The 10,190-nt window shown below is 29.8% G+C and carries 10 protein-coding genes; 4 read left to right on the top strand and 6 right to left on the bottom strand.

Annotation, left to right across the window (positions count from 1 at the left end; translation table 11 throughout):
* Positions 1 to 647 precede the first annotated feature (647 nt).
* Genes JG780_RS09040 through JG780_RS09030 form a run of 3 tightly spaced genes read left to right on the top strand, consistent with a single transcriptional unit; the run spans position 648 to position 3,172 of the window.
* Positions 648 to 1,544: a hypothetical protein gene (locus tag JG780_RS09040; RefSeq protein WP_004100964.1), complete on the top strand. Its 897-nt coding sequence runs from the start codon at positions 648 to 650 to the stop codon at positions 1,542 to 1,544.
* Between the two features lie 12 nt (positions 1,545 to 1,556).
* The gene (locus JG780_RS09035) at positions 1,557 to 2,297 is read left to right on the top strand and encodes a class I SAM-dependent methyltransferase (RefSeq protein WP_004100962.1); all 741 of its coding nucleotides are present in this window, start codon (positions 1,557 to 1,559) and stop codon (positions 2,295 to 2,297) included.
* A 26-nt stretch (positions 2,298 to 2,323) separates the two neighbouring features.
* Positions 2,324 to 3,172, top strand: coding sequence for a DMT family transporter (locus tag JG780_RS09030; RefSeq protein WP_004100959.1), 849 nt, complete (start codon positions 2,324 to 2,326; stop codon positions 3,170 to 3,172).
* A gap of 54 nt (positions 3,173 to 3,226) precedes the next feature.
* Here the strand turns inward: JG780_RS09030 and JG780_RS09025 are convergent, their stop codons facing one another.
* From JG780_RS09025 to JG780_RS09010, 4 genes are all read right to left on the bottom strand, one after another.
* A complete protein-coding gene (locus JG780_RS09025; protein WP_287570217.1) occupies positions 3,227 to 4,561 on the bottom strand; it encodes an FAD-dependent oxidoreductase in 1,335 nt (444 codons plus the stop codon).
* Between the two features lie 131 nt (positions 4,562 to 4,692).
* Positions 4,693 to 4,929, bottom strand: a complete 237-nt coding sequence (locus JG780_RS09020; RefSeq protein WP_287570216.1) for a thioredoxin family protein — start codon at positions 4,927 to 4,929, stop codon at positions 4,693 to 4,695.
* A 12-nt stretch (positions 4,930 to 4,941) separates the two neighbouring features.
* Positions 4,942 to 6,030, bottom strand: coding sequence for a permease (locus JG780_RS09015; RefSeq protein ID WP_287570215.1), 1,089 nt, complete (start codon positions 6,028 to 6,030; stop codon positions 4,942 to 4,944).
* A gap of 79 nt (positions 6,031 to 6,109) precedes the next feature.
* Positions 6,110 to 6,373, bottom strand: a complete 264-nt coding sequence (locus tag JG780_RS09010; RefSeq protein ID WP_287570214.1) for an ArsR/SmtB family transcription factor — start codon at positions 6,371 to 6,373, stop codon at positions 6,110 to 6,112.
* A gap of 114 nt (positions 6,374 to 6,487) precedes the next feature.
* Here JG780_RS09010 and JG780_RS09005 point away from each other — a divergent pair, with 114 nt between their 5' ends.
* Positions 6,488 to 7,825, top strand: coding sequence for an MATE family efflux transporter (locus JG780_RS09005; RefSeq protein ID WP_287570213.1), 1,338 nt, complete (start codon positions 6,488 to 6,490; stop codon positions 7,823 to 7,825).
* Here the strand turns inward: JG780_RS09005 and JG780_RS09000 are convergent.
* Entirely contained in the window at positions 7,820 to 9,562 is a 1,743-nt protein-coding gene (locus JG780_RS09000) for an ABC-F family ATP-binding cassette domain-containing protein (RefSeq protein WP_287570212.1), read from the bottom strand. The two genes, JG780_RS09005 and JG780_RS09000, sit on opposite strands and share 6 nt — an antisense overlap.
* 7 nt (positions 9,563 to 9,569) lie before the next feature.
* Entirely contained in the window at positions 9,570 to 10,001 is a 432-nt protein-coding gene (locus JG780_RS08995; RefSeq protein ID WP_287570211.1) for a hypothetical protein, read from the bottom strand.
* Positions 10,002 to 10,190 lie beyond the last annotated feature (189 nt).

Raw genomic sequence — 10,190 nt, 5'->3', positions numbered from 1 at the left:
ATCAAATGAAATTAAATCAATTAAATTTAACGATTTTATTGTTTGTGTGAAAAAATGAGTTTTCCTTATTTATTCTCCAATATTATGGGGTCAGGCCGCTTGTTTTATCATTTTAACAATTTTCTTTATTGCTGAATCGTAATCACTTCATAGAAGGTAGATTATTTATTAGAATATAACTTTAAATGGTTGAATATTAGTTGATACATAAGTATATAATCTATGCTCCGGATGTTTTTTTAGACTCGTGACAGTATTAAGTATTTTGTTAAATAGTTCTTGCAGAGAAGATATACTAAACGAATATTGTCGATCTACACTTTCTTTTTAACAGGTGCAGCCTTTTTTATTTTGGCCTGAGTAACTCTGTTTGTGTTAATGGGCTTGAAAAAATGAAGTTAACATATAATAAATATTAATTTTCTAAAATTTGGAGAATAAATATTTTGGAATTATTATTATTACTTTGTATCATGTAAATTATTTTTGAAATAAAAACGTTTAATATAATTATCATACATTTTTAAAAGATGAAATGAAATAAATTCATTGTTTTAAATAGATTTAAATTAATATTGACGTTTTATATATTGTTATATATAATATACGTGTCATTTTAAGTGAAAGAATAAAAGGGGGAAGAATGTATGATTGATATGCAACTATTTATGACGAAAGAGGGGGATATATGTAGTGTTGAGGGGTGGTGGCATCCTGAAGATAAAGTGATTTGCAATTACATTTACATACAACAACCTGATGGAGATATAGAGATAGAAAACAGAAAATATGTAAAAGTAATACGTAAGAAAGATGGAAGTTGGCGCAGCTTTGAAGAACAGTTAGAGTATATTAAAAAATTGGGAAGAAAACATACAAAAGCATATTTTGTTGAACATAAAATGTTGGTTGATAAAAGTAATATAGAAAAATTTTATGATCCGTTTTATACATTTGATAAATTTTCGAATAATTATCCTCAAGAGTTTTACTATTTAGAAGAATTTTTAAAATTATTAGGTGTCTCAAAAGAAGAATACAGTGAAATAGGAATGGTTGGATCATATCAGGTAGGACTTAGAAAAGAAAAGAGTGATATAGATGTTTTATTTAGATTTAATTTGAAAAGAAATATGGAAATATTTGAAAAGATTATAGGATTATCATCTAAAAAGGGTATGGAAGTTTTTGATAGAGGAAAGAAAACTCCTTTAAGAGTATACTTTAGGGATAAAATATTTTGTTGCCATTTTGCATATGAAAATACTGAGGATATTCCTAAGATATTTTCGATAGATTATAGGAATTTAGGAGCAGTAAATTATAAAGTTGAAATTATAGATAATACCCATTCAATATATGCACCTACGATTGTTTTAGGAAGAATATTAAGTACAGATGAAAAAATGAATATTGTAATATATCACGGTGGAAATAAGGGAGAGTATAATGTTGGTGATATTTTAAATGTAAAAGGTGAATTGATAGAAAATAATTTGGGAAAGTTTTTAAATGCAAAAAATGTTGAAAAGTTAAAAGATTAAGGGGATGAGAGAATGGGGGGGCATCAAGGTAATTTTAGTAAGATTTGGAATAAAGTTTGGATAGGTAATAATACATATTCTGATGAAAAGGTGAGAGACTATGTTTCAAGATTAAAAGTTAAACAGATAGTAGAATACATAAAGAGAGAATTTAAAATAAGTAATGTTGGAACTATTGCCGAAATTGGTTGTGGTGATGGAAGAATTTTAAAATTAGTAGGGAGAGATTTAAACAGTAAAGAACTTATTGGTATAGATATTTCAGAAAAGGCAATTTATAAGGCAAGGAAAATGTTTGGAAATCAAATGTTACTAAAGCTTGGTAGTGCAGTAAATGTACCAATAGAAGATAATTATTGTGATTTAGTATTGTCATTGGGAGTTATTGAGCATTATAGATTAAAAGAAGACTTAGAAAAATCTGTAAAAGAAATTTATAGAATTTTGAAACCAGGCGGTATAGCGGTGATAATGGTTCCAAATAGAATATCTTTTGGAGTTATTGATAGGATTATTCAACAAATTTTTGGAAAATGGGATTATGGTTATCAAAAAGAGTTAACTCCAAAACAGTTAGAGAAGATAATTAAAAAGAGTGGATTTTCGGTTATTAAGTATAAAATTACCAATCTTATTGTAGTTCCTGGAGTTAGGAAAAATTTTAGGTTCCGTGTAATTAGAACATTTGATACTTTTTTAAAAAAGATTGTAAATGATTGTGGATTTTATCTATATACATATTCTAAAAAATAGCATGAAAATAAAGTTGAGGTGGAAAAATGATTTATGCAATTCTTTCAGCAGTATTGATGGGTAGTACGGCTATTTTTAACAAATTTGCATTAAAAGACTTTGATCCCATGTTTGCCACAGTAATCAACTCGTTGTTAGCAGGTATTTTTTCATTATTTTTTCTAAAAAAGTTTCAGAAAATAAATATGTATGTTATTTTCGTAGGGTTGTTTAATGCCGTAGGATTGCTTTTTATGTTTATGGGTCTTTCAAAGCTTGATCCTGGTATAGCAATGGTTCTTGGAACATCATATTATATCTTTACATCTTTGTATTCTGTCCTTTTATTCAAAGAAAAAATTTCTATGAGTGTATTTTTTCAGATAGCGGTTAATATTTTTGGAATAATTTTAATTATTATGCCTTCTTATAAAGTTGAGAATCTAAATCTTGTTGGTGGTATATTTTCTATATGTTCGGCTCTATTTTTTGCAACCAGTAATTCAGTTGCAAAGTTATCAAAGATTCAGGCAGATTTTTTAGTTTTTGCAAATAATATTATAACTTTCTTAGTTATCAGCATTCTTTATTTTTCTATATATGGAACTAGCTCTCTTTCATTCAGCTTACGTGGCTTTATTTTTCTAACCATAGCTTCATTTATAGGTTCATTTTTGGGATTATATTTTTTCTACAAAAGTTTGAGTAAAATAGGTTTTTCAATTGCAAATATAGTAAGAACTTTAAATCCAATTACTTCGTTGCTACTTTCAAGACTATTCTTTCCAAATGTAATAACAATGAGACAGTGGATAGGTATAATAATTGTTATTTTTTCAATATATAGATTAAATGTTTTAATTAATAGAACAAAAGTTGAACTAAAGAAAGCTTAATTAAAGAGCTCCCCTACCTAAAAAGGCAGGGGAGTTTAGAAAATGAATTTTTGATTACTGAATAGCCTTTAATGCAACAGTATTTAAGAAATTCCAAGGTTTGTTAAAGTGGGGTTGGAAGAAAAAGTCTGAAAATGCAAGATCCACTAAAGTCATATTATTTGAAATAGCAAGTGAAAGAGTATTTATACTTTCTGCTACATTAGCTTTAGACATTATCTGACCGCCAAGGATCCTTTTAGTTTTATCGTCATATACGATTTTTATGTATACTTTTTCATACTCAGGCATAAACTCTGGTCTGTTATTTTCTATTGTAAATATAGTTTTCACATCTAAATTTCTTTCTTCTGCAAACTGTTGACTTATGCCAGTAGTAAAGACGTTATATGAATACACTTTAACACCTGAAGTTCCTTGTGTTCCTTTGTATTCTACCGTATCATCGAATAAATTATATGCAGCAATTGTTCCCATCCTAACAGCATTTGTTGCAAGTGGAATATACTCATATGAATTAGTAGGTGTAAACCAAACAGCTGCACTATCTCCTACGGCAAATAAATCATTTTCGGAAGTATGAAGATACTTGTCGACTTTAATTGCTCCGTTTTCTAGCATTTCTACTTTTCCTTTAAAAAGTTCTGTATTTGGCTTGAATCCCATTGCAAGCACTACCATATCTGCATTATATTCACCTTTGTCGGTGATAATTTTACTTACATGGTTGTTTTCACCTTTAAATTCTACAACTTTTTCTCCAAGAATAAGCTCAACACCGTTATTTTTTAATTCTGCTTCTAAAATATCTGTAAATTCTCTATCAAGGTATCTTGATAGAATTCTATCTTTTATATCAAAGAGCATAACTTCTTTTCCATTTTCTTTAAAAGCTTCAGCAAGTTCAACGCCAATATATCCTGCACCTATAACGGCAATTCTTTTAGCATTTTTTGAATGATTAATTATATCTTGTGCGTGGTAAAAGTTTTTTGAAAGTTTTATTCCTTCAAGGTCAATTCCTGGAATATTCGGAATGATAGGCCATGAACCAGAAGATATCAGCAACTTGTCGTAAGTATCTTTGAAAGTCTCACCGGTTTCAAGATTCTTAACAAGAACCCATTTTTCCTTTGTGTTGACATCAATTACCTCATGTTTCATCTTTGGATTTGCTCCCATTTCTGATAATTGTTTTGGGGAAGAATAGAAAAGTTTTTCAGGGTCTTTCACCACGCCACCAACGTGGAGTGCAATTCCACATGAGAGAAACGATATTGTGTCATTTTTCTCATAGATTGTAATATCTACTTTGTCTCCATATAATTTTTTTGCAGTTACAGTAAACGCGGTTCCAGCATGTGTACAACCTATAACTATTACCTTCATATTTTTTCAGCCTCCTTAATTTGAGAATAATTTAACTTTTAGACTTCATCTATAATTATACTTAGTTTATACTAATTTGTCAAGTAAAAAATAAGAGGGTAAATTTACCCTCTTATTTTTTCAAATTATCCTTATTGTAAAAGCTTTTTTGCTTCTTCGAGTGTAGGAATTTTTCCAGAAATAACTATTTTTCCATCGATTGCAACAGCTGGTGTTGCAGCAACTCCGCGAGAGATAATCTCGTTAATATCTTGTACTTTTTCAATAGTTGCATCGATATTTAGTTCTTCTACTGCCATTTTCATTATTTTTTCAGTTTGTTTGCATCTTGGACATCCACTTCCTAAAATTTCAATCTTTTTTGCCATATTTTCCCCTCCTTATATTCTTCCGTATATTAAACCAAATATAGTAGAGAATATTACTACCAAGGTAAAGTATGTAAATGCTTTTTTCTTTCCAAAAAGTCTTGTTATAACAATCATACTTGGAAGACTCAAAGAATTTCCTGCCATAAGAAGTGCAAGTGTTGGTCCTTTTGCCATTCCAAGTTCTCTTAAAGCCTGAACAATTGGTACTTCAGTAAGTGTTGCAAAATACATAAACATTCCAATAATTGATGCAAAAAGATTTGAAAGTATTCCGTTGCTTCCAAGTATATTTGTAACCACTTCTTGAGGAAGAAGTTTGGTTATTATTCCCGCTAAAAATACTCCAATAAAAAGGTAAGGTAAAATCTTTTTTGCAAAATCCCAAGTTTCTTCCAGCCAGCTTTTTGTAGTATCTCTTTTAAATGAAAACACTGCCATTAAAAATACAATAATTGATATAACAAACATTGTCGTATATTTAACTGCTGGATTAATTTTTAATCCACCAATTATTAAGAATGCAAGTTGTAGCAAGAAAAATACAAGTACTTTTAGACCATTTTCACTTTTTTCTTCTGTTGTAATAAAACCACCTTCACCTTTTTCTTGGAATAATAATTCCATTATCAGACCAATCAGTATAGCAGCAGTTATAGTTGCTATTAATCTTGCCAGGCCTAGATCCCAGCCAAGAACTCTAGCAGTCAAAAATATTGCAGCTATGTTTATTGCAGGTCCAGCAAAAAGAAATGTGGTTGCTGGTCCAATTCCAGCACCTTTTTTATATATCCCTCCAAAAAGTGGAAGAATGGTACAAGAGCAAACTGCAAGTATTCCACCACTTACTGCTGCAATGGGGTAAGAAATAATCCTTTTTGCAGTTGGTCCTAAAAGCTTTAGTACAGCATCTTTTTTTAGCATGACACTTATGGTTCCGGCAATAAAGAATGCCGGTACAAGACAAAGCAATACATGCTCTCTTGCATATTCTTGTAGCATTTGAAATCCATTTAATATGCTAGCTTGAACGATAGAAGCATTAAATGGAACAAAGTAGAATATTAAAAAGATTGTTAAAATAATCACAAACCCCTTCACAAAAAATCATCCCTTCTATAATAGTCAGTAATTTCAATAATTAGTATATAATAAAATTCTTATATTGTCAATAAAAAAATTATTTTAAAGCGCTGAGAATAGCTTTAACAAGCTTGTTATCTTGCAATTTGTATTTTACCATGTTGCCATTTCTTTCATCTTTGATTAATTTTAAATTTCTTAAAATAGAAAGATGCTGTGAAAGATTTGGTTGGCTCGTATTTATTTGTGATAGAAGTTCACAAACACAATGTTCTTTTTCACTTAGTAGGTATAATATCTTAAGTCTAATTGGATGTCCAAGTGCCTTTAAAATGCTTGCAGCCTCTTCGAATTTTTCCACTTTTTCACTCCTTTTTTTGTAAATTCTTTTTTATTATAACTAATTTTTACTAATATTGTCAATTATTTTTACGTGTGTTAAAATAATTAGTAATCCTAACTAAGGAGGATTTATATGGAAATATATAAAAAAATATTTGCAATTGCACTTCCTATTGCATTACAACAATTTTTATCTACTGGTGTCAATTTTGTTGATAACTTAATGATTGGAAAACTTGGTGAAGTTGCAATTGCAAGTGTGGGACTTTCAAATCAATTTTTCTTTTTATACAATCTTATATTATTCGGACTCATATCTGGTGGATCCATCTTTTTTTCACAATTTTGGGGAAAAAAAGATCTTGATGGAATAGCAAAATCATCCGCAGTAACAAGTGCTACTGCCTTACTTTTTTCTGCGGTATTTTTTACTCTTTCTTTTTTCTTTCCACAGACTGTTATGAGGTTTTTTAGTCCTGATCCACTTGTGATTAGTGAAGGAATTATTTATTTAAAAACTATCTCTTTTTCTTTTCCTATATTTGCTTTGAGTATGGTCTTTTCTTTTGTTTTAAGAAGTGTAGAAAAGGCTCATATTCCGATGTATGTAACGATAGTAGAACTATCAACAAATGTATTTTTAAATTATAGCTTAATCTTTGGAAAGTTTGGCTTTCCAAAACTTGGTATTTTAGGCGCGGCTATAGCAACCCTTATTGCAAGAATAGTTGGACTTGTTAGTTTAATTTTGATTATAAAGGTAAAAAATCTTCCAGGATTTTTTACACTAAAACATATTGAGATGATTGATAAGAAATTTTTAAAAAACTTTTTCCATTACACACTACCTACAATTGCTAATGAATTTGCTTGGTCTTTCGGTATGACTATGTATTCTGTTATATACGCTCATATGAGCACTCAAACAATAGCGGCAAGAAATATAATGGGAACCATTGAAGGATTTGCATATTCCTTTACATTTTCTATTGCATCAGCTGCATCCGTTATTGTTGGAAATTATCTTGGTGCATCTAGATTTGAAGAAGCTTTTGATGTTTCAAAAAAGGTAATAAAGCTTTCACAGATTGTAGCAATTATTTCTGGCACTTTGACTGTTATTCTTTCCTACTACATAGTAAACTTCTTTGATGTTTCTGATGAGGTAAAAATGCTTGTTAGAGTAACTATAACAATTTCCATGGCCTTTATACCCATCAAGGTTTTTAATGGTTTAAACATTGTTGGTTTTTTAAGAGCAGGTGGTGATACAAGATACTCTTTTATGGTTGAAGCAGGAACTTTATGGCTTCTTGGAGTTCCTTTTGCAGCATTTTCAGGACTTGTTTTAAAATTTTCATTGCCAATTGTTTATCTTTTTACTATGAGTGATGAAATAGCAAAGGCAATTATCCTCTATTCAAGATATCACAGTAGAAAATGGGTAAAAAACGTTGTTGAAAAACTATAGAGCTTTTTCAAGTTCTTCGATTTGTTTTTCAAGTTCTTCGATCTCATGCATTGTATTAAATATATTCTCTTCTAATTCGTTTTTTTGATTTACAAGCTTTTCAGCTTTTACATAATCAGAGTCGATATTTAATAGCTCTTCTTCAACCCTTTCAAGCTCCTTTATTAATTTTTCTTCTTTTTCTTTTTTCTTTTTCAATTGCTCTTTTAGGCTTTTTAATTTGTTTTTCAGTTTCTTTTTCTCCTCAAATTCTATATTTTCTTTCTTTTTTCTTTCTTTTTCTTCGGTTGGAACATATTCACTAAGGTCAGATATTTCTTTTAGTATTCCTTTTTCTAATACAAAAAATTTGTTACACACGTTCTTTATGAGCTCTTCATCATGTGAAACAAGTATAATATTTCCTTTAAATTCTTTTAAAGCATTTTCAAGAGCCTCTAGAGTGTCTAGATCCATATGATTTGTAGGTTCATCAAGCACTAAAAGATTTGGTTTTCTAAGGAGCACCTTTGCAAGTGCAAGGATCTGTCTTTCGCCACCACTAAGGTTGTGTACTTCTTTAAATACATCCTCTCCCTTGAAACCAAATCTTCCAGCGTATGCTCGAATTACATAATCTGGTTCAAATTCCATTTCATTTGATATTTCTTCAAATACAGTACTTTCTTCATCTAATTCTTCTACAAATTGGTCAAGAAATTCTACTCTTACATTGTATCCAAATTCAACTGTTCCTGAGCCATTTATATCTCCTTTAATTAATCTTAGGATAGTACTTTTTCCAGAGCCGTTTTTACCAAGCAGAGCCATTTTATCCCCCGAATGGATAGTAAAACTTACATCTTTTAGTATATCCAAGAATTTTAAATGTTTTACGGTTAAAACTACGTGACCTGGCATTTCAGGAGTTGGAAGGGATATTTTTTTGTCAAATTCTTCTTCGTTGAAAGTTACTTCAGATTCAAGCTCTTCAAGCATCTTTTGTAGCATTTTTTCTTTACTCTTTGCTTGTTTTATGAATTTTTCTCTTCCCCATTTTCTGTATCTTTCAATTATCTTTTTTAACCTTTCAATTTCCTTTTGCTTGTTCTTCATTGTTCTTTGTTGGTGGAGTATAAGTCTTTCTCTTTCGACAAGATAACTGTCAAATTTCATTTTAAAATCCCATATTTTTTCGTTGTTTATTTCTAAAAATCTTTCACATGTATCTCTTAAAAAGCTCCTATCGTGCGAGATTATAATGTAACCTCCATTAAAGTTTTTTAAGAGGTTTTTAAGAAATCTTATTCCTAAAATATCAAGATAATTTGTTGGCTCGTCTAATAGAATAAACTCTGCATCTTCAATGAAAAGCCTTCCAATTTGAAGTCTTGTTCTCTCTCCTCCACTAAAAGTGGAGATATCTCTATGCCAATCTTCTTCTTCAAATCCCAGGCCCTTAAGTATACTTCTAACTAGTCTTTCTTTTTCTGGAGTGTTAGCTACTTTCATATAGTATTCGTATGGAGTTTTTTCATCAAAAGTTCTAAACTGATCAAGATACAAAATTTTACCGGAAGTGATTATCTTTCCTGTATAGTCGTTAAAAATACCAGCTATTGCCTTTAAAAGTGTTGTTTTCCCTGAACCATTTTTACCAATTAGTGCAACCCTTTCTTTATCGGATATATTTAAATTAACATCCGACAACAGAGTTTTTCCTGGAAATGAAATTGTAAGATTATTTAGAATGATCAAAGCAAAATCACCTCGTGCTTATTTTTTTTGTTAATTTAAAGCATTCGATTGAAATTAATATAGCAAAAAGATGCCACAAAATTACAAAGATTGTTATGAAAAATAAATGTATCCCGTTTAAGTTTGTATCTCCATGGGCAAGCCCTGTAAGATAAGCATATATATTGGCAGCTAAGAAGTTAGAAATAGATAGTGAAAACAGTATAACTAACTTTTTGTATTCAAAGAATGCTTTTTTATCTATAATTTGCAAAGTAATAATGCCTAAGGAAGCAATGATAGTAAACAAAATTAATTCTGCGGGCATCATAAAATCGTATAGAAATTTGCCTTTTCTTATTAAAACGATTATTGTTAGCAATACAGGGATGGACACAGGAAAAGTTGAAACTATAGAAAATAAGTAACTTGAAAATTTAAAAAGGTTGCTTTTTTTCATGTTTTGCCAACCCCTTTCATAGTTAGTTTATCACAAAATGCTCTATAATTCTAATTCTTGACAGAAAATTCATTATTTATACATATTAATATTAATATATATGTGTTATAATGATATGAAAGAAATATGGAGGTGAGATAATGCAGCCACAGTTTAATTTGAATAATGAAAACACAAAAATTAAAGAAA

Source organism: Thermosipho sp. (in: thermotogales) (assembly GCF_020054775.1).
In the GTDB taxonomy this organism is placed as follows: Bacteria; Thermotogota; Thermotogae; order Thermotogales; family Fervidobacteriaceae; genus Thermosipho; species Thermosipho africanus.
Note: the sequence above shows the minus strand (reverse complement) of the source record. Positions and strands in the feature narration are given on the sequence as shown.